General features: G+C 68.2%; 13 protein-coding genes. 10 read left to right on the top strand and 3 right to left on the bottom strand.

What is annotated here, in order from left to right; all coding sequences use genetic code 11:
• Positions 1 to 24: 24 nt before the first annotated feature.
• Entirely contained in the window at positions 25 to 507 is a 483-nt protein-coding gene (locus V7E00_RS08670) for a peroxiredoxin (protein WP_333572217.1), read from the bottom strand.
• A 114-nt stretch (positions 508 to 621) separates the two neighbouring features.
• On the opposite strand from V7E00_RS08670, the gene V7E00_RS08665 reads away from it, so the two are divergent.
• The 10 genes from V7E00_RS08665 (at position 622) to trxA (ending at position 17,465) form a co-directional block, all read left to right on the top strand.
• Positions 622 to 1,182 (top strand): YqgE/AlgH family protein, encoded by a 561-nt coding sequence (locus tag V7E00_RS08665; protein ID WP_333572216.1) that lies wholly within the window; start codon positions 622 to 624, stop codon positions 1,180 to 1,182.
• A gap of 118 nt (positions 1,183 to 1,300) precedes the next feature.
• Positions 1,301 to 2,719 carry an adenosylhomocysteinase gene (ahcY, locus tag V7E00_RS08660; protein ID WP_333572413.1) on the top strand — a complete coding sequence of 473 codons (1,419 nt, stop codon included), beginning with the start codon at positions 1,301 to 1,303 and terminating at the stop codon, positions 2,717 to 2,719.
• 255 nt (positions 2,720 to 2,974) lie between these two features.
• Positions 2,975 to 6,019, top strand: coding sequence for a TonB-dependent receptor domain-containing protein (locus tag V7E00_RS08655; protein WP_333572215.1), 3,045 nt, complete (start codon positions 2,975 to 2,977; stop codon positions 6,017 to 6,019).
• Positions 6,020 to 6,128: 109 nt separating this feature from the next.
• Positions 6,129 to 8,468, top strand: coding sequence for a sensor histidine kinase (locus V7E00_RS08650; RefSeq protein ID WP_333572214.1), 2,340 nt, complete (start codon positions 6,129 to 6,131; stop codon positions 8,466 to 8,468).
• 11 nt (positions 8,469 to 8,479) lie between these two features.
• A complete protein-coding gene (tsaE, locus tag V7E00_RS08645) occupies positions 8,480 to 8,923 on the top strand; it encodes a tRNA (adenosine(37)-N6)-threonylcarbamoyltransferase complex ATPase subunit type 1 TsaE (RefSeq protein WP_443019177.1) in 444 nt (147 codons plus the stop codon).
• Positions 8,920 to 9,891: an aminoglycoside phosphotransferase family protein gene (locus V7E00_RS08640; RefSeq protein WP_333572212.1), complete on the top strand. Its 972-nt coding sequence runs from the start codon at positions 8,920 to 8,922 to the stop codon at positions 9,889 to 9,891. The genes tsaE and V7E00_RS08640 overlap by 4 nt, the downstream gene beginning before the upstream one ends.
• 50 nt (positions 9,892 to 9,941) lie before the next feature.
• Positions 9,942 to 10,640: a nucleotidyltransferase family protein gene (locus V7E00_RS08635; protein WP_333572412.1), complete on the top strand. Its 699-nt coding sequence runs from the start codon at positions 9,942 to 9,944 to the stop codon at positions 10,638 to 10,640.
• Between the two features lie 74 nt (positions 10,641 to 10,714).
• Complete coding sequence (gene addB / locus V7E00_RS08630; protein WP_333572211.1) at positions 10,715 to 13,654, top strand: double-strand break repair protein AddB; 2,940 nt, start codon at positions 10,715 to 10,717, stop codon at positions 13,652 to 13,654.
• Between the two features lie 4 nt (positions 13,655 to 13,658).
• Positions 13,659 to 17,060 (top strand): double-strand break repair helicase AddA, encoded by a 3,402-nt coding sequence (gene addA, locus V7E00_RS08625; protein ID WP_333572210.1) that lies wholly within the window; start codon positions 13,659 to 13,661, stop codon positions 17,058 to 17,060.
• An 84-nt stretch (positions 17,061 to 17,144) separates the two neighbouring features.
• Positions 17,145 to 17,465, top strand: coding sequence for a thioredoxin (gene trxA, locus V7E00_RS08620; RefSeq protein ID WP_333572209.1), 321 nt, complete (start codon positions 17,145 to 17,147; stop codon positions 17,463 to 17,465).
• A 52-nt stretch (positions 17,466 to 17,517) separates the two neighbouring features.
• Here trxA and V7E00_RS08615 read toward each other — a convergent pair whose 3' ends face one another.
• Positions 17,518 to 18,312: an inositol monophosphatase family protein gene (locus V7E00_RS08615; RefSeq protein ID WP_333572208.1), complete on the bottom strand. Its 795-nt coding sequence runs from the start codon at positions 18,310 to 18,312 to the stop codon at positions 17,518 to 17,520.
• A gap of 5 nt (positions 18,313 to 18,317) precedes the next feature.
• Complete coding sequence (argJ, locus tag V7E00_RS08610; protein ID WP_333572207.1) at positions 18,318 to 19,544, bottom strand: bifunctional glutamate N-acetyltransferase/amino-acid acetyltransferase ArgJ; 1,227 nt, start codon at positions 19,542 to 19,544, stop codon at positions 18,318 to 18,320.
• Between the last annotated feature and the right edge of the window lie 58 nt (positions 19,545 to 19,602).

Below are 19,602 nucleotides of genomic sequence, written 5' to 3'. Positions count from 1 at the left end.
CCGCGCGGGGCGGGGGCACTCGGATCAGAGCTTGCTCAGCACATATTCGGCCGAGCTGACCTCGAACGCGCCGGGCGCCTCGACGAAAAGTTGCTCGACGACGCCGTCATTGACGATCATCGCGAAGCGCTGACCGCGCGTGCCCAGGCCGAAGGCCGACCCGTCCAGGGTGAGGCCGAGTGCCTCGACGAAGCCCGCATTGCCGTCTGCGAGCATCGTCACCTTGTCCGAGACGCCATTCGCGTCGCCCCAGGCCTTCATCACGAAGAAGTCGTTCACCGCGGTGCAGGCGATCTCGTCGACGCCCTTGGCCTTGATCTCGTCGGCCTTCTCGACGAATCCCGGCAGGTGCTTGGCCGAGCAGGTGGGGGTGAAGGCGCCAGGCACCGAGAACAGCGCAACCTTGCGGCCGGCGAAAAAGGCGGGGGCGTCGATCTGGTCCGGGCCCTCGGCGCTGACCTTGACGAGCTTGGCGTCGGGAATGCGATCGCCGGTCTGGATCGTCATGCTGCTCTCTCCTTGTACGAATCCCGCGACCGCATGGCCGCGCCGCTTCCATCGCATCCCACGCAACAAATTCAAGCGTGGCCCGTAGAGGGTGCAAACGATATGGTAGGGATCATGGATTCGGCGCCTTCACTTACTGGCCAGTTTCTGCTGGCCATGCCGGGGATCGGCGACCCGCGTTTCGAGCGCGCGGTCATCGCGATCTGTGCCCATGATACCGAGGGCGCGCTCGGCATCGGCATCGGTGCCACGATCGAGGGGCTGGGGCTGCACGATCTGCTGGAGCAGTTCGAGATTGATCCGGGCGATGTCCCGGACGTGCCCGTGCATTTCGGCGGCCCGGTGGAGCCGCGCCGTGGCTTCGTGCTGCACTCCGACGACTGGAGCGGGCAGGACACGATCGATGTTGCCGGTCGCTGGCAGCTCTCCGGCACAATCGACGTGCTGCGCGCCATCGCCGAGGGACGGGGGCCAAGCCGCTGGTTGGTCGCGCTCGGCTATGCCGGCTGGGGTGAGGGGCAACTCGAGACGGAACTTACCCGCCACGGCTGGTTCAATACGCCGGCCGACCTCGCACTCCTGTATGATACAGATGTGTACGAGCGCTGGGCCGAGGGCTTTGTTGGCGCGGGCATCGATCCGCGGCTGCTGGCCAATAGCACGGGTACCGCTTGAAACCCTCAAACGGCATATAAAGATATCTTTATATTAACATTGCGCAGCCCTCGCGAAGCGGCTAGGGGCGCAACCATGCGGCCGGGTGGATTCCCGGTGCGCCTGCATTTTGCTTGAACTGGAGAAGCAGCCTGTGGCTACCAACGACTATGTCATCAAGGACATCGCCCTCGCCGATTTCGGCCGCGCCGAAATCAACATCGCTGAGACCGAGATGCCCGGCCTGATGGCGCTTCGCAAGGAATTCGGCGCATCGCAGCCGCTCAAGGGCGCGCGCATCACCGGTTCGCTGCACATGACGATCCAGACCGCGGTGCTGATCGAGACGCTGACCGCGCTTGGCGCGCAGGTCCGCTGGGCGACCTGCAATATCTTCTCGACGCAGGATCACGCTGCCGCTGCGATCGCCGCAACCGGCGTGCCGGTGTTCGCCGTGAAGGGCGAGAGCCTGGCTGAGTATTGGGACTATGTCGGCGACATCTTCAACTGGGGCGCGGACGGTGACGGCACCACCGCCAACATCATCCTCGACGACGGCGGCGACGCGACCATGTTCGCGCTGTGGGGCGCCAAGCTCGAAGCCGGCGCGACGCTGGGCGAGCCGGAGAATGACGAGGAAGTCGAGTTCCAGCGCGCGCTGAAGGCATTCATCGCCAAGTATCCGGGCTACCTCACCAAGACCGTGCAGAACCTGAAGGGTGTCTCGGAAGAGACCACCACCGGCGTGCACCGCCTGTACGAGATCGCCAAGAAGGGCGAGCTGCCGTTCCCTGCGATCAACGTCAACGACAGCGTCACCAAGTCGAAGTTCGACAACCTCTATGGCTGCAAGGAATCGCTGGTCGACGCGATCCGTCGCGCGACCGACGTGATGCTGGCCGGCAAGGTCGCATGCGTCGCAGGCTTCGGTGACGTGGGCAAGGGCTCGGCCCAGTCGCTCCGCAACGGCGGCGCGCGCGTGATGGTCACCGAAATCGATCCGATCTGCGCGCTGCAGGCGGCGATGGAGGGCTTCGAGGTCGTCACGATGGACGAGGCGGTCAAGCGTGCCGATATCTTCGTGACGGCGACGGGCAATGCCGATGTGATCACCGCCGATCACATGAAGGCGATGAAGCCGATGTCGATCGTCTGCAACATCGGCCACTTCGACAGCGAGATCCAGATCGCCGCCCTGTCGAACTACAAGTGGACCGAAGTGAAGCCGGGCACCGACCTGGTCGAGTTCCCTGACGGCAAGCAGATCATCATCCTCGCCAAGGGCCGCCTGGTGAACCTGGGCTGCGCCACCGGCCACCCGAGCTTCGTGATGTCGGCCAGCTTCACCAACCAGACGCTGGCGCAGATCGAGCTCTGGACCAAGGGCGAGAACTACAAGAACGAAGTGTACGTGCTGCCGAAGCACCTCGACGAGAAGGTCGCTGCGCTCCACCTCGAGAAGCTGGGCGTGCACCTGTCGAAGCTGAGCGAGAAGCAGGCCTCGTATATCGGCGTGTCGGTCGAAGGACCGTTCAAGCCGGATCACTACCGCTACTGATCGCGCTCCGCGATCGTAGTGCGACAGCGGCCGTCCCCTCCCGGGGGCGGCCGTTTTCGTTTCCGCCGATGCGCCTGCGCAACGGAGCGTTGCGAGTTTGTCACACTTTACGTGAAATCGGTGTAACATTTCAGAAGGCCGCTCCAGCCTCAGGGTTCGATGCGTCTTGGACGCTTCCCGGAAACATTGGCAACATCGGTGAAGCGTGCGTGGCGTCCACGCGGTGCCATAGTTTTCCATCAAGAGGTGTTTGTAATGCGTTCAGTTCGCGCAGGCCGCCATAGCGGTCTGAAGCTCACCGCGTCGTTCGCGGCGCTCATCGCCGCCCAGGTCGCAATCCCTGCATTCGCACAAACCGATACCACGGATGCCGGTGCCCCGCAGACGCAGGAGCCCGCAGAAATCGTCGTTACTGGTTCGCGCATTGCGCAACCGGGCGTGAACTCGCCGATCCCGGTGACGTCCGTTACCGTGGCCGACCTCACCCGTTCGGGCGGTGTCGCGATCGGCGACGCGATGAACACGCTGCCGTCGCTGCGCCCGACCTACAGCCAGGCGAGCTCGACCCAGTATATCGGCACGTCGGGCCTCAACCTGCTCGATCTGCGGGGTCTCGGCACTGCGCGTACGCTGGTGCTGGTCAACGGCCGTCGCCACATCACGGCGGTGGAAGGCGAGTTCCAGGTCGACGTCAACACGATCCCGACGGACCTGCTCGAGCGCGTCGACGTCGTCACCGGCGGTAGCTCGGCGGTCTACGGTTCGGACGCGATGGCCGGCGTGGTCAACTTCGTGCTGAAGCGCAACTTCGACGGCGTTCGCCTCAATGCCCAGGCCGGCATCAGCGACAAGGCCGATCGCGGCACCTATCGTCTGTCCGGCACCTTCGGGAAGAATTTCTCGGAAGGCCGCGGTAACGTCGCGGTCGCGCTCGAATATAACCGCGCAGACCTCGTTACCTATGCCGATCGCCCCGAGCTGACCGGCGCGGTCGACGGCCGGAACCAGTTCCAGCTGGTGGAAGATCCGACGATCGACAACAATCGCCCGGACCGCACCTTCCTGAACCGCGTGCGCAGCTACGGCTATGACAATGGCGGCAATTTCATCGCCTACAACGGCACGAGCACGCGGTCGTGCGCGATTGCCAACGCCTGTGTCGCCAATGGCTTCCCGCGCATCTTCGGTTTCCGTCCGGACGGTTCGCTGAACGAATATAACTACGGCACCGATTTCCGCCCGGCCGGCTCCGGCAACAACCAGGGCGGCGACGGCGCGGTGCTCAACGATCGCGGCACGCTGGTCCCGAAGCTCGATCGCTATGTCGCCAATCTGGTCGCGCACTATGACGTGTCGGACGCGTTCCGCCCGTTCTTCGAAGCCAAGTTCGTGCGTGTCGAAAGCTTCAAACAGGGCACCCCGACCTTCGCGCAGGGCGGCGGCCAGGGCCTGGTGAACGGCGCGCCGGCTGCACTGTCCTACGGCACCAGCGTCGGCATTCCGATCCGCCTCGACAACCCGTATCTTCAGCCCGCCGCCGCCGCGACGATCGCGTCGCTGCTGCCGGCCGGGTCGCAGTTCTTCCGTCTCAACCGCGAGAACAACGACATCGGTACTCGTGACGAGTCCGACCGGCGCGACACCTACCGCTTCGTCGGCGGCGTGGAAGGCACGTTCAACTCGACCTGGAAGTACGACTTCTCGGTGAACTACGGCGAGTTCAACTCGACCTCGCGGTTCTACAACAACCGCATCGAGGAGAATTTCTACAATGCCGTGGATGCGACGCGCAACGCCGCCGGCCAGATCGTGTGCCGTATCAACCAGACCACGGTGACCGATCCGAACTGCGTGCCGATCAACCTGCTGGGCGACGGTTCGGTCAGCCAGGCGGCGCGCAACTACATCAACACGACCTCGACCTATACCGGCAAGGCGACCGAGCTCGACATCAACGCCAACCTCATCGGCGATTCGGGCAAGTGGTTCGAGCTGCCGGGCGGCCCGGTGCGCTTCGCGATCGGCGCCGAATATCGTCGCGAGACCGCACGCTACCAGTATGACGCGCTGGTGAAGAGCGGCGCGACCTTCCTGAACGCGATCCCGGACTTCAACCCGACGTCGTTCGAAGTGAAGGAGGCCTATGGCGAGCTGCAGCTGCCGGTGCTGCGCAACCTGCCGTTCGCTCAGGAGCTGACGGTGAACGGTGCCGTTCGTGTTGCCGACTATAAGGGCGCGACGGGCACCGTCTGGGCATGGAACGCGGGCGGCATCTATGCGCCGGTTCGCGACATTAAGTTCCGCGTGAACTATTCCAAGTCCGTCCGCGCGCCGACGCTGGGGGATCTCTACTCGTCGCCGTCGCAGAACTTCGCCAGCGTCGACGATCCGTGTGACGTCAACTTCATCAACAAGGGTCGCTCGACCCGTGCGGCGAATTGCGCAGCAGCCGGCGTGCCGGTCGGCTTCGTCAACGATCGCACGCGCGCAGGCAATCTGGAAATCCTGTCGGGCGGCAACGCCAGTCTGACGGCGGAGACCTCGCGCAGCTGGACCTATGGTGTCGTCGTGCAGCCGAGCTTCGTGCCCGGCCTGTCGTTCACGGCCGACTATTACGACATCAAGATCAGCAACGTGATCAGTCCCGTGGAAGCCCAGACGATCGTCGATGCCTGCTATGATGCGCCGAACCTGAGCAACCAGTTCTGCCAGTTGATCAACCCGCGCCAGTCGAACGGCTATTTCGCCGCGCCGGCGCTGCTACAGAGCAGCGTCAACTTCGCGGCACTGCGCGCCAAGGGTATCGATCTTGACCTCAGCTACACCCGCAAGGTGTTCGCAAACGACCGGATCACGATCCGCGGCCTGGCCAACTATGTCCAGAACCGTACTGACTATCCGTATCTGGATACCCCGGATCGCCCCGAGCGCGTGCGTGGCGAGCTGAACGATCCGATCTGGCGTGCCAACGTCTCGGTCGATTACACCCATGGTCCGCTGACGTTGGGCTATCAGGTCCGCTACATCGGTCGCCAGTCGATCACCGATTGGGAAACCCAGCATGACACCAACGGGGTGCCGGCGCAGGATCCGAACTATGCGGATGTCGTCTACTATCCGCATGTGTTCTACCACGCGATCCGCGGCACGCTGGACGTGAACCGCCAGTTTACGCTGTATGGCGGCATCGACAATATCGCCGACAAGCGTCCGCCCTACGGCCTGCTGGGCGTGGGTGATGGCGGCATCTTCGATAACATTGGCCGCTTCATGTACATCGGCGCGACCGTCAAATTCTGATCGTCCGCAATAAATCGACAGGGAAGGGGCTCGACATCCGTCGGGCCCCTTTTCGTTTGTGCCGGGATGCGCATAAGGGTGAGGCGATGGCTTTTGGGCGGCCCTTCCGATGATCGTTCTCTCGCAGAGTGGCGCAGCCATTGTCGGTGCGGTGCTCGCCTTCGTGCTGATCGCGGCGATCTGGGCGCTCTACGCCGGGCTGGCAGCGCGGGCGGCAGCGCGTACGGCCTATGAGCAGAACCGGCGGCTGCTGCGTTTCTCGCGAACCTCTCCGGCGCTGCCGATGCTGGTCCGTGCAGATGGACGGGTGGAGATGTCGCCCCGGCTTGCTGCATGGCTTGGTCTGGAAGGGCCGCCCGAATCGCTTTCGCGCTTGTCCCAGAAGGACACCGGCCTCGATCCGGAAGATGTCGCCCTGCTCAGCGATCAGGTGGAGGCGGCGCAGCGTGCCGGCCAGTCCTTCCGGCTCTCGCTCCCCGTGCGCGGATCCGAGCGGATGCTGCTTGTGCTGGGGGAGCGTGCCTCCGAAGCCGTGGAAACGCCGGGCAGCGTGCTGCTCTGGGTGCTCGACGCGACCGACAGCCAGGCCGAAGTCGGTGCGCTCGAGCGTGAAGCAGATCGCCTGCGCGCGGCGTTCGACGCGCTGACCGCGCTGATCGAGGCCGCGCCGATGCCGATGTGGTATCGCGGCCCCGATCTGCGGCTGCTGATGGTCAACACGGCCTATGTCCGCGCGGTCGAGGGGCGCGATGCGGAGGACGTGGTGTCCCGCGGCGTGGAACTGGTCGACGGGGCCGGGCTGGGCGGGCCGCTCGCCAACGCCGCGATCGCGCGCGACACGCAGGAGCCGCAATCGGCAGCGATGCCCGCAACCGTCGCCGGCGCGCGGCGGATGCTTCGCCTGCACGACGTCCCGCTGCCGACCGGCGGGATCGCGGGCTTCGCCGTCGATATCGAGGAGCTGGAGCGGGCCCGGGGTGGCCTGAAACGGTTCGGGGAAGCGCAGCGCGCGATGCTGGACCGAATGTCGGCGGGCGTCGCGCAGTTCGGCTCGGACCGCAGTCTGGTGTTCTGCAACCAGCCGTTTCGCCGCCTCTTCGCGATGAAGAACGAGTGGCTGGCCGATCGGCCGGAGTTCGACCGCGTGCTGGAACGCATGCGCGAGGCGCGCAAGCTGCCCGACGTGCGCGACTTCCCGCATTGGAAGGCCGAGCGCCGGGAGTGGTTCACGGCGCCGGAAGCCGTGGAAGAAAGCTGGAGCATCGGCACCACGCACCTCCGCGTCGTCGCCCAGCCGCTGCCTGAAGGCGGGCTGCTGCTGATCTTCGAGGATCAGACCCAGCAGCTCGAACTGCAGCGCGAGCATGGGGAGATGCAGCAGGTGCGCACCGCCACGCTGGACAGCCTTGCCGAGGCGGTTGCCGTGTTCGGCAAGGGGCGGCTGCAGCTGTGGAACCGCAAGTTCCGCCAGGTCTGGGGCTTCGAGGACGGCTTCCTCGACGGGCATCCGCAGATCGCCACGATCGTGAAGGCGGCAGGCGGCAAGCTGGTCAACCCGGCGCGGGCGGAGATCATCGGCGACCTCATTCGGCTTGCCGCCAAGGACCGCCAGCAGCGCGGATCGAGCATCACCTTCGCCAATGGCCGCCATTTCGATATTGCCGCGGTGCCGCTGCCCGACGGGAACGCGCTGGTGACGATGCTCGACACCACCGATCGTCAGCGGGTGGAGCGGGCCCTTCGCGACCGCAACGAGGCGCTGGAGGCGGCCGACCGCGTCCGCACCGCCTTCGTCGCCAATATGAGCTATGAGCTGCGCACGCCGCTCACCTCGATCAAGGGCTTCGGCGAGATGCTGCAGGGCGGTTTCGCCGGCAAGCTGAGTGCGGACGGCAAGGAATATGTGGAAGCCATCCTGATGTCGGTCGATCGGCTTGGCGGGTTGATCGACGACGTGCTCGACCTGACCCAGAGCGAGGGCCAGCCGATCGAGCGCGAGACGGTGGATATCGAGCTGGCCGCGACCAGCGCCGCGGACGTGATCGCGCCGCTGGCCAAGGGCAAGGCGATCGAGCTGGTGATCGAGGACGCGGGCACTGCGGGGGTGGTGCAGGGCGACGCGCGCCGCATCCGCCAGACGGTGGAGCATCTGCTGCGCCATGCCGTTTCGCACACGCCGGAGGGCGGCCGCGTACTGCTCCACCTCGACGGCAATGCGCGCGTGGCGCGGGTGATCGTGAGCGACGACGGGGCGGGAATGCCGCCCGAAGCGGTGGCGCGCGCGTTCGATCGGTTCGCGCAGGTGGGCACCTCGCGCGGCGGGGATCGTGCGCTGGGGCTGGGCCTGCCGCTCGCCAAGCAGTTCGTCGAGGCGCATGGCGGGCGGATCGAACTGATCTCCGAGCCGGGGCAGGGCACGCTGGTTACGGTGGAGTTGCCGCGCGGATGACCGGAAAGACCATGAACCTTGCATCGCTGGAGGAAGCACTGGCGCTCGGCGCCAAGCTCGCGGCGGTCGTCGGCCCCGGCGATGTGGTGGCGCTGTCCGGGCCGCTGGGGGCCGGCAAGACCAGCATCGCCCGCGGGTTGCTCGCGGCGCTGGGGCTGGAAGGCGAAGCGCCGTCGCCGAGCTTCGCCATCGTCCAGCCCTATGACGTGCCCGAGGTGCGGCTCCCGGTGCTGCATGTCGACCTCTACCGGATCGAGCATCCCGAAGAGGCGGAAGAGCTGGGGCTCGATGATGCGCGCCAGGATTCGCTGCTGCTGGTCGAATGGCCCGAGCGGCTGGGCGCGGAGGCGTGGCACGACGCCTTGTGGCTGACGCTGGACGTTGCCCCGGATGGCACCCGCAGCTTGACAGCGCGCGTGCCCGCGGCATGGGAAGGCCGATGGCCGTTGACATGACTCCGCCGCCTGGCGCGCCCGCTTTCCTTGATTCCGCTGGTTGGGGAGGGGCAGAGATCCTGCCCGTCGCCGGCGATGCCTCGTTCCGCCGCTATTTCCGCGTGGTGGAAGGGGGGCGCACCGCGATCCTGATGGATGCACCGCCGCCGCATGAGGATCCGCGCCCGTTCCTCGCGGTGGCGCGCTGGCTGGCCGGGCAGGGCTTCGCTGCGCCCGCAATCCTGCATGAGGATCTGGCGCAAGGACTCGTGCTGCTCGAGGATTTCGGCGACGTGCGACTGCGCGAGACGGTGGATGCCGAGCCCGCGCGCGAGCTCGGCCTGTACGGTGCCGCGGTGGATCTGCTCATACGCCTCCACGACGCGCCGGCGGGGGTGGAGGCGCCGTACGACCTCGCCGTCTACCAGCGCGAAGCCGGGTTGTTCGTCGAATGGTACTGCCCGGCAGTCGGTCTGGAAGTGGATGCCGCCGGCTACCGCGATGCCTGGGATGCGGTGCTGGCGCCGCTGCTGGACGGTCATCGCCCCGTCACGGTCCTGCGCGATTACCATGCCGAGAATCTGATGCTGATCGAAGGTGGCGAAGGCTTGGGACTGCTGGACTTCCAGGACGCGCTTGCCGGCCATCCTGCCTATGATCTCGTCTCGCTGCTCCAGGATGCGCGGCGCGACGTACCGGAGGCGATCGAGGCGGCGATGCTGGAGCGCTACCGCGCGGCCACCGGGGCAGGCGCGGCGTTCGACATTGCCTATCACGTCCTCGGCGCACAGCGGAATGCCAAGATCCTCGGCATCTTCACCCGGTTGTGGAAGCGCGACGGCAAGCCGCGCTACCCCGCGCTCTGCCCGCGCGTCTGGCGCTATCTGGAGCGCGACCTGGCGCACCCCGCGCTGAAACCGGTGGCGGATTGGTTCGCGGCCAATGTGCCGGCCGAGAAGCGCGGCGATCCGATGCAGGTGGCGGCGTGACGATCTACTCGCTCCGCCCGCAGCCGCTGGCGCCTGCTCCCAAGACCGCGATGGTGATGGCCGCCGGCCTCGGCAAGCGGATGCGCCCGCTCACCGTCACCCGGCCCAAGCCGCTGATCGACGTGGCCGGCAAGCCGCTGATCGACCATGTCTTCGATCGGCTGGGCGCGGCGGGCATCGAGCGCGCCGTCGTCAACGTCCATTACCTTGCCGACCAGCTCGAGGCCCATCTGCGGGCGCGAGTGAAGGGCATGGAGCTGCTGATCTCGGACGAGCGGCGGCAGCTGCTGGAAACCGGTGGCGGCCTCGTCCAGGCGCGGGACATGCTGGGCGATGCGCCGTTCCTCTGCGTCAACAGCGACAATCTGTGGGTCGACGGCCCCAGCGACGCGATCCGGCTGCTCGCTGCCCAGTGGGACGACGCGAAGATGGACGCGCTGCTGCTCCTGGTGCCGCTGGCCCGCGCGACCTGCCACCGCGGCCAGGGGGATTTCCGGCTCGACGCCTTCGGGCGAATCACCGAACGGCGGAAGCCGGGCCGGCTTGCACCCTTCGTCTATACCGGCGTGCAGATCCTCTCGCCGCGCGTGATCCGCGATTGGCCTGAGGGACCGTTCTCGACCAACCTGTTCTGGAACCGCGCGATGGAAGCCGGGCGCCTCTGGGGCGCGGTGCACCAGGGCTTGTGGTTCGACGTCGGCTCGCCCCGCGCGATCCGCGAAACGGAGAGTGCGCTGGCGGAGCTTTGACCGGGCGGTGCCGCTTGCGCCGGCAGGGGGACGACCGCTAAGGTTCGCGCTCCGTTCCTGTTTTGCCGAGCCCGATGCCGCACGCTCTCCACCTCTACACCATCCCGCCGCATCGTGCCTTTGCGGATGCGCTGGCGATCGGCCTGATCCGCCGGTTCGGCGCGGACCCGCTGCGGCTGGCGCGCGGGGTGGTGCTGCTGCCGAACAACCGCGCAAAGCGGGCGATGCAGGACGCCTTTGTCCGCGAAAGCGGCGGCGGGCTGCTGCTGCCCCGACTAGTCGCGATCGGCGATCCGGAACTCGACGAAGCCGTGTTCGAGACGGTCGACGATGTGGAGCCGGTGCCCCCCGCCGTCGATCCGCTGCAGCGGCGGATGATACTCGCCCGGCTGCTCCAGGGGCATGACGCCCGGCTGGACGCTGCGGAGGCCGTGCGGCTGGCCGGCGACCTGGGCACGACGCTGGACCAGCTGCTGGTGGAGGAGGTTTCGCCCCGCCGCCTGAAGGAGCTGGAGCTGGGGCCGGAACTTTCGGCGCATTGGGAGCGCTCGCTAGCGCTGTTCGAGATCGTCCTGACGCGCTGGCCGGCCGAGCTTGCGGCGCTGGGCCGCGTCGATCTGCCCGAGCGGCGGCGGCGCTTGCTGGATCGCGTAGCCGCCCGGTGGAAGGCCGCAGCGCCGTCCGGCTTCGTCTGTGCCGCAGGCATCACCACGGCGGCACCTGCGATTGCGCGGCTGCTCCGCGTCGTCGCCGGGCTGCCCGAAGGCATGGTGGTGCTGCCCGGACTGGCGACCGCGATGGGCGACGAGGAATGGGAGACGCTGGGGCCGCATGCCCTCGATCCCGTCACCGGTCGGCGGCGGCGCAATCTGGAGACGCATCCGCAGTTCCATCTGAAGCTGCTGCTCGAGCGCATGGGCGTGGCGCGCGGCGAATTCCAGCAATGGCGCGTGGCCAGCGAACTCGATGCCCCGCCCGCGCGCAGCAAGGCGATCGCTTCGGCGATGCAGCCCCCCGAACTCACCCATCGCTGGACCGATCTGCCGGCGGGCGAGCGGCGGCTGGACGGCGTCCGGGCGCTGGAGCTCGCGACTCCCGCCGAGGAGGCGCAGGCGATTGCGCTGGCGCTGCGCGAAGCGCTGGAGACGCCGGCGCGAACCGCCGCGCTGGTCACGCCCGATCGCGCGCTGGCGCGTCGCGTGGCGGCGCACTGTGCACGCTGGGGCATTGCGGTGGACGACTCCGCAGGCCAGCCGCTGTCGCTTACGCCGCCGGGCACGCTGCTGCTCGTGCTGGCAGACGGCGCGGCACAGGCGTTCGCGCCGATGCCATTGCTGACGCTGCTGAAGCACCCGCTGGTGCAGCCGAACGACCGTGCCGCCTGGCTGGACGGCACCCGCGCGCTCGATCTTGCCCTTCGAGGGCCGCGGCCGGCGCCGGGGCTTGCGGGAATAGACGCCCATCTGGCGGACCAGACCGGGCGGGATGGGCCTCTCCGCCGCACTGCCGCGCACTGGTGGGAAACCGCCCGGACGCTGCTCGCCCCGCTCGAAGCGGTGTTTGCGGGCGGCGCACAGCCGCTCGCCGGGCTGGTCGCCGCGCTGCGCGAAGCCGCGCAGGCACTCGGCGGTGACATGCTGTGGAGCCGCGAGGACGGCCGCGCTGCCGCGCTGCTGCTCGACGATCTGGAGCGCGAGGCGGCGCATGGACCGGCGCTGGCCGAGCCGGATAGTCTCGCCCCGCTGCTGCGTACGCTGATGGATGAAGTGGCGGTGCGTCCGCCGCAGGGCGGGCATCCTCGGCTCGCGATCCTCGGCCTGATCGAGGCACGGCTGCACAGCGCCGACCTGATGATCCTGGGTGGGCTGAACGAGGGGATCTGGCCGGGCCTGCCCGCGCCCGATCCCTGGCTGGCGCCGCGCATCCGCGCCGAGCTGGGCCTGCCCGGGCTGGAGCGGCGGATCGGCGTTTCCGCGCACGACCTCGCCATTGGTCTTGGCGCACGCGAGGTGCTGCTCACGCGGGCGCGCCGCGATGCCAGTGCGCCGACCATCGCCTCGCGCTTCTGGCTGCGGCTGGAGGCGCTCTCGGGCGGCCTGGAACGCGCGGACGATCTGGCCCTGTGGATGGCCAGGATCGACGCGCCGGCGACCTTCGCGCCCGTTGCGCGCCCCGAACCTGCGCCCCCGGTCGCGGCGCGGCCGAAGGTGATTTCGGTCACCGAAGTCGATCGGCTGAAGGCGGATCCCTATGCGTTCTACGCGCGGCGGATGCTGCGGCTGATGCCGCTCGATCCCGTCGACGCAGACCCGAGTGCTGCGTGGCGGGGCACGGCGGTGCACGATGTGCTGCAGCGCTGGTTCGAGGAGGATGACTGCCGGCCCGATCTGCTCCGCGCGCGCGCCGAGGCGATGCTGGCGGATACCCGCACCCATCCGCTGATCCGGGCGCTGTGGCAGCCGCGCTTGATCGAGGCGATCGACTGGATCGCCGGTGAACTTCTCGAGCAGGGCTTGAAGGGGCGCAAGGTGCTGGCGGTGGAACAGGACGGCGCGATCGACTTCGCCGGGGTGAAGCTGCGCGGCAAGTTCGATCGTGTCGATCGGCTGGAGGGCGGCGCGCTCGCGATCGTCGATTACAAGACCGGCCAGCCCCCGAGCACGCGCGCGGTGAAGGCCGGGTTCAGCCTGCAGCTCGGGCTGCTGGGGCTGATCGCCGAGCGCGGCGGATTCAAGGGGATCGAGGGCGCCGCGCGCGCCTTCGAATACTGGTCGCTGGCGCGCAATCCGAAGAGCGGCGGGTTCGGCTATGTCGACTCGCCCGTCGATCCGAAGAAGCGCGAGCCCGTGCCGGCCGAGGATTTCGTAGCCATGGCCGCCGAGCATTTCGCCGCGGCGGCCGGCGAGTGGCTGACCGGCGACCGTCCGTTCACCGCCAAGCTGGTGCCCGAATATGCGCCTTATGCAGAGTATGACCAGTTGATGCGACGCGACGAATGGTACGGGCGGGATTGAACGCATGAGCCGCAGCCCCACCAAGCTCCACCCGCTGAAGGGCAACCAGAAGCGCGCCAGTGACCCTACACGGCATATCTGGCTGTCTGCCTCGGCCGGCACCGGCAAGACGCAGGTGCTCGCCGCGCGCGTGTGGCGGCTGCTGCTGGCGGGCACGGACCCGTCGGCGATCTTGTGCCTTACCTTTACCAAGGCCGGCGCTGCGGAGATGTCCGAGCGGATCACCGGCCGGCTGGCCTTTTGGGTACGCGCCAGGGACGAGGAACTGGCAGCCGACTTGGCAGCGCTGGGCGAGAGCATCGGCCCGGACAGCCGGGCGCGGGCGCGCACGCTGTTCGCCAAGGTGCTGGATGCGCCGGGGGGCGGCATTCGCATCCAGACGATCCACAGCTTCTGCCAGTCGCTGCTTGCTGCCTTCCCGATCGAAGCCGGGCTCGTTCCCGGCTTCCGGCCGCTTGAAGCCCGCGAGGAAGCGGTGCTGGCGCGCGAGACGCTGGCGGAAATGCTCGTCGATGCTCGTCGCGAAGGACGCGAAGGCGTAATCGAGGCGGTCGGCGCGCTGAGCCTGCGGCTGGGTGAGGGCGGGGCGGAAGGGTTTTTGCAGGAATGCGCGCGGGCAGGCGAGGCGCTGGAGGCACTGCCCGTCGGCATCAAGCCTTGGCTGCGCCGCGCGTTCGATCTGCCGGCCGGCGATATTCGCGAATCGCTTGCAACAAGCTGCTGCGATGATGGCTTCGATGTGCGAACGCTACGCAATATCGCAGCTGCCAATACGGCGTGGGGCACCGCGCGGGGGCTGGACCGCGCCGATGTGATCGCCGGCTGGCTCGGCCGGTCGGCCGAGGAACGGGCGGCGACACTGGACCAGCTCCACCTCGTCTGGGCGACCGCCAAGGGCGAACCGCGCAGCTTCGCCAAGGGCCAGGCGCCGCAGGATCCCGACTATGCCGAAGCGGCGATGCGGCTGCATGGTCGATGCGGCGAGCTGCTCGCGATGCAGCTACGCGCGGGCTATGTCGATCTGCTCGCCCGCGGGCTGGAAGCGGGGCGGGAATATGCTCGTGCCTATGCCGCCGCCAAGCGCAGGCTGGGGGCGGTGGACTTCGACGATCTGATCGGCCGCACCATCGCGCTGCTCCGCCAGGAGGGCATGGGCGAGTGGGTGCGCTACAAGCTCGACCAGGTGACCGAGCACGTGCTGATCGACGAGGCGCAGGATACCAATCCGCGGCAATGGGCGATCGTCTCCGCCATGGCCGACGAGTTCTTTGCCGGCGAAGGCGCGCGCGGCGACCGGTTGCGCACGCTGTTCACGGTGGGGGATTACAAGCAGGCGATCTTCGGCTTCCAGGGCACCGATCCGATCTTTTTCCAAGCGGCGTTCGAGCGGTTCAAGCGACTGGCGAATATCCCGAGCGATTACGAGGCCGAGATCCGCGATCTCGAGCAGCTGTCGCTGACCCACAGCTTCCGCTCGACCCGGCCGGTGCTGGAGTTCGTCGATACTGCGCTTGGCTTGTTGCCGGAGCCCGGCATGGGGCCGATGAGCGACAGCGAGCCGCACGCGAGCGAAGTGCCCGGTCCCGGCACGGTGACGTTGTGGCCGCCGGTGATCGAAGGGGGCGGCGAGGCGGACGAGGAGGAGTGGATCGGTGATGCCACCCGCGCGCTCGCCGCCCGGATCGCGCGGGCGATCAAGGGCTGGATCGGCACGCTGCCGCTGTCGGCCAAGGGGCGGATGCTCGCGCCCGGTGACGTGATGGTGCTGGTCAAGCGCCGCGGCGAACTCGCCTCACTGGTCGTCGCGCGGCTCTATGCGGAAGGTGTGCCCGTCGCCGGCGTAGACCGGCTGCGGCTCAATGCGCCGCTGGCGGTGCAGGATCTGCTGGCGGCGATCCGCTTTGCGCTGCAGCCCGAGGACGACCTCTCGCTGGCCGCGCTGCTGGTCTCGCCGCTGATCGGCTGGAGCCAGGAGGAGCTGATGGCGGGGGCCGTGCGCGAGCGCGGCGGGCTGTGGCGGCACCTGCGCGAGACCCAGCCGGCGGAGAAGCTGGCGCCGCTGTACGAGCTGCTGCGCCGAGCCGACTTGGCCACGCCCTATCGCTTCCTTGAGGAAATTCTCTCCGGCCCGATGCAGGGGCGGCGCAAGCTGCTGCTGCGGCTGGGGGAGGAAGCGCGCGATCCGATTGAGGAGCTGCTCAACGCCGCGCTGACCTTCGAGACAAGGGCGACTCCCTCGCTCCAGCGATTCCTCGACTGGTTCGACCGCGGCGATGTGGAGATCGTGCGCGATGCCGCCCAGCCACAGCCGGCGGTGCGGGTGATGACGGCGCACGGATCCAAGGGGCTGCAGGCGCCGCTGGTGATCCTCGCCGATGCCACCGTGGATCCGACGCGCAGCCCGCGCAGCTTCCTCAAATGGGCGCCGGAGGGCGAAGAGAAGTTTCCTATCTTCCGGCCACGTAGCGCAGAGCGCGACGGCGCGCTGGCCGAGGCGCTGGCGGAAGCCGACGCGCGTGAGCTGCAGGAGCATTGGCGCCTGTTCTACGTTGCGGCGACGCGGGCCGAGGAGCGGCTGGTGATCGCCGGTGCGCTGGGGCCGCAGGCCAAGGGCGAGCCGCCCAAGGCCAGCTGGTATGCCGCCAGCGCTGCCGCGCTCGATGCGCTGGGTGTGCCGCTGGACGAAGCCGGCGTGCGCGAATTTCACGGCGTCGTGCCGCAGGCCCCGGTGCGCCCCGTTGCGCCTCCGCCGGTAGCGGAAGCAGCGCCTCCACCGGTGGTGCCGGGCTGGCTGCACGCACCGGCGCCGCAGGAAGCGCGGCCGCCGCGTCCGCTTGCGCCTTCGTCACTGGGCGACGACCAGGTTTCCGATCCGCCGCCGGGCCCGGCGATGCGGGCTGCCGCCGAGCGCGGACGCTTGCTCCACGCGCTGTTCGAGCGCTTGCCGGGCGTCGCGGCGGCCGAGCGGCGTGCGGCGGCCGACCGCTGGCTGGCGGGTGCGGGTGGAATGGCCGATGCCGGCGCGCGTGCGGCGCTGATCGATGCGGCACTGGCGGTGACCGAAGACCCGCGCTTCGCCGAATTGTTCGGCCCCGAAGCACTGGGCGAAGCGCCGATCGCGGCGGTGGTCGCCGATGGGGTAGTCGTGTCGGGCACGGTGGACCGGTTGGTCGTGCGGCCCGATCGCGTGCGCGTGATCGATTTTAAGACCGGTCGCCGGGCACCGGCGTCGCTGGACGACGTGCCGCCCTACCATCTGCGGCAGATGTCCGCCTATGTCGCGGCGCTGCGGGTGATCTTCCCGGAGCGTGCGGTGGATGCGGCACTGCTTTATTCCGCCGGTCCGGTGCTCTACGCATTGCCCGAGGCCCTTCTCGACAGGCACAAGCCCGGCTACGCGGAGTAGGAGCAAAGCTTGGGCCCATGCGCTTGAGCGACGGCCCCGGCGATCATAGATAGCCGACCAACACGAAGTTCAGGAGATTACGACATGGCCACACGGGCGACTACCGACGCCACTTTCGAAACCGACGTGCTGCAGGCGGACAAGCCCGTCCTCGTCGATTTCTGGGCCGAGTGGTGCGGCCCGTGCCGCATGATCGGCCCCGCGCTTGAAGAGCTCGCCGAGGAGCTGGCGGAGCAGGTGCAGATCGTGAAGATCAACATCGACGACAATCCCGATGCGCCGACCAAGTACGGCGTGCGCGGCATTCCGACGATGATCCTGTTCAAGAATGGCCAGCAGGCCGCGACGCAGGTCGGCGCACTGCCGAAGAGCGCGATCAAGCAGTGGATCGAGCGCGAGATCTGATTGCCTGCCGCCCTCGCATTCCCCTCCCGTGTCCAAGAGGGGAATGCGAGGATCAACCGAACAGCCGCTCGGTCGCGCGTTCGCCCAGCTCGGGTGTAGCGGCCGCGACGATGCCGACGCCGTCGTCGCCGATCCGATAAGGGCTGCCGTCCCATCGGCCGACATAGCCCCCGGCTTCGGTCAGAAACAGCACGCCCGGCGCGTGATCCCATACCAGCGTCCGCCGGAACACGGCGACGTCGTTCTGCCCCAGCACCAGCCGCGGATAGTTTTCGGCGGCGCAGCGGGGCAGGGGCACCAGCTCGAAGGTGCTGCCGAACCGCGCGGCGCGGGCGGCATGTTCCTCCTCGGACTGGCCGACCTTCGACACGGCCGCAAGCGGACGCGCGGCGCCGCTCGCGCGGGCCCGTACTGCCCCGTCGTTCAGGAACGCGCCGCCGCCCAGCACCGCATGGCACATCCGGCCGGCCACCGGATCGTACAGCCAGCCGGCCTGCGTGACGCTATCCTCGACCAGCGCGATCATGATGCCGAAGGGCGGCTGCCCGGCGGCGAAGTTGGCCGTGCCGTCGATGGGATCGATGATCCAGGCGCGCGCGGCGGTGGCCTGGTCCATCAGCGCCGGATTGGCCGCACAGGCCTCCTCGCCGACGATCACCGCGTCGCCGTCGATCGTCGCAAGCCCTGCGGTCAGTCGCTCCTCGGCCTCGCGATCGGCGATCGTGACCAGCTCGCCGGGCGTCTTTTCCAGCACTTCGTCCGCGGCGAGGTTGCGGAAGCGCGGCATCACCACCGCCTCGGCCACGGTGCGCATCAGCGCGGAGACGGCGGCATGATGGCGGTGCATGGTGCTCAGCTCCGATAGTCGGCGTTGATCGAGATGTAGCCGTGCGTCAGGTCGCAGGTCCAAACCATGGCGCGACCATCGCCAAGGCCAAGGTCCACGCCGATCTCGATCTCCTGCCCCTTGAGGTGTGCGGCGACCGGCGCTTCGTCATAGCCTTCCACCGCCAGCCCCTCGCGCGCGACCTGGGTGGTGCCAAAACGAATCGCGAGCTTGTCGCGCTCGGCGGGTTCGCCAGCCTTGCCGACGGCCATCACCACGCGCCCCCAGTTCGCATCTTCGCCGGCGATCGCCGTCTTCACCAGCGGCGAATTGGCGATCGACATGGCGATGCGGTGCGCGCTGCGATCGCTCTCGGCACCCTCGACCGTGATCGCGATCAGCTTCTGCGCGCCTTCACCGTCGCGGACAACGAGCAGTGCAAGCTGGCGGCACAGATCGGCGAGCGCAGCGCGGAAGGCGTCGGCGCCGGCATCCTCGTCGCTGGTCAGCGGGGCGTTGCCTGCCTTGCCGGTGGCGAAGGCCAGGACGGTGTCGCTGGTCGACGTATCCCCGTCGACGGTGATGCAGGAGAAGGTGGCGCCGTTGGCGTCGCTCAGCGCGCGCTGGAGGAACACCGGGTCCACCGCCGCGTCGGTGAAGACATAGCCGAGCATCGTCGCCATGTCCGGCGCGATCATGCCCGATCCCTTGATGATGCCCGCCAGCGTGACCGTGCGCCCGTCGACGATTGCGGTGGTCACCGCGCCCTTGGCGAAGGTGTCGGTGGTCATGATCGTCGCGGCGGCGTCCTCCCACGTGCACGGCTCCGCCGTATAGGCCGCATCGAGCCCTGCTTCCGCCTTGTCGATCGGCAGCGGCACGCCGATCACGCCGGTCGACGAGACGAACACGTCCGAGGGTTCGCAGCCGAGGTGCTGGGCCGTCCGGGCGGCGATTGCCTCCACCGCGGCGCGGCCGCGATTGCCTGTGAAGGCATTGGAGTTGCCGGCATTCACCACCAGCGCGCGGGCCTTGCCGAGCGGCAGGGCCTTGCGGCACCATTCCACCTCGGGCGACGGGCATTTGCTCGTGGTCAGCACGCCCGCGACGCTGGTGCCTTCGTCGAACGTGACGAAGGTGAGGTCGCAGCGATCCCAGTTCTTGTACCGCGCACGGGCGACGCGCGGCGTCACGCCGGCGATCGCGGGCAGGGCGGGGAAGGGCAGCGCGAGCGGGGAGGTGCTGGTGGACAAGAGAATGCCTCCGATTAGAATGCGGCGCGTGCTTCGTGCATGGGGGGGCAAAGATCAA

Origin of the sequence: Sphingomonas sp., from assembly GCF_036731925.1 — a bacterium.
Taxonomy (GTDB): Bacteria; Pseudomonadota; Alphaproteobacteria; order Sphingomonadales; family Sphingomonadaceae; genus Sphingomonas.
Note: the sequence above shows the minus strand (reverse complement) of the source record. Positions and strands in the feature narration are given on the sequence as shown.

Excerpts from the sequence above, each read along its gene's own strand:
- V7E00_RS08670 (WP_333572217.1), bottom strand. The coding sequence starts at position 507 with ATGACGATCCAGACCGGCGATCGCATTCCCGACGCCAAGCTCGTCAAG.
- V7E00_RS08665 (WP_333572216.1), top strand. The coding sequence starts at position 622 with ATGGATTCGGCGCCTTCACTTACTGGCCAGTTTCTGCTGGCCATGCCG.
- V7E00_RS08655 (WP_333572215.1), top strand. The coding sequence starts at position 2,975 with ATGCGTTCAGTTCGCGCAGGCCGCCATAGCGGTCTGAAGCTCACCGCG.
- V7E00_RS08650 (WP_333572214.1), top strand. The coding sequence starts at position 6,129 with ATGATCGTTCTCTCGCAGAGTGGCGCAGCCATTGTCGGTGCGGTGCTC.
- tsaE (WP_443019177.1), top strand. The coding sequence starts at position 8,480 with ATGAACCTTGCATCGCTGGAGGAAGCACTGGCGCTCGGCGCCAAGCTC.
- V7E00_RS08640 (WP_333572212.1), top strand. The coding sequence starts at position 8,920 with ATGACTCCGCCGCCTGGCGCGCCCGCTTTCCTTGATTCCGCTGGTTGG.
- V7E00_RS08635 (WP_333572412.1), top strand. The coding sequence starts at position 9,942 with ATGGTGATGGCCGCCGGCCTCGGCAAGCGGATGCGCCCGCTCACCGTC.
- addB (WP_333572211.1), top strand. The coding sequence starts at position 10,715 with ATGCCGCACGCTCTCCACCTCTACACCATCCCGCCGCATCGTGCCTTT.
- addA (WP_333572210.1), top strand. The coding sequence starts at position 13,659 with ATGAGCCGCAGCCCCACCAAGCTCCACCCGCTGAAGGGCAACCAGAAG.
- trxA (WP_333572209.1), top strand. The coding sequence starts at position 17,145 with ATGGCCACACGGGCGACTACCGACGCCACTTTCGAAACCGACGTGCTG.
- V7E00_RS08615 (WP_333572208.1), bottom strand. The coding sequence starts at position 18,312 with ATGCACCGCCATCATGCCGCCGTCTCCGCGCTGATGCGCACCGTGGCC.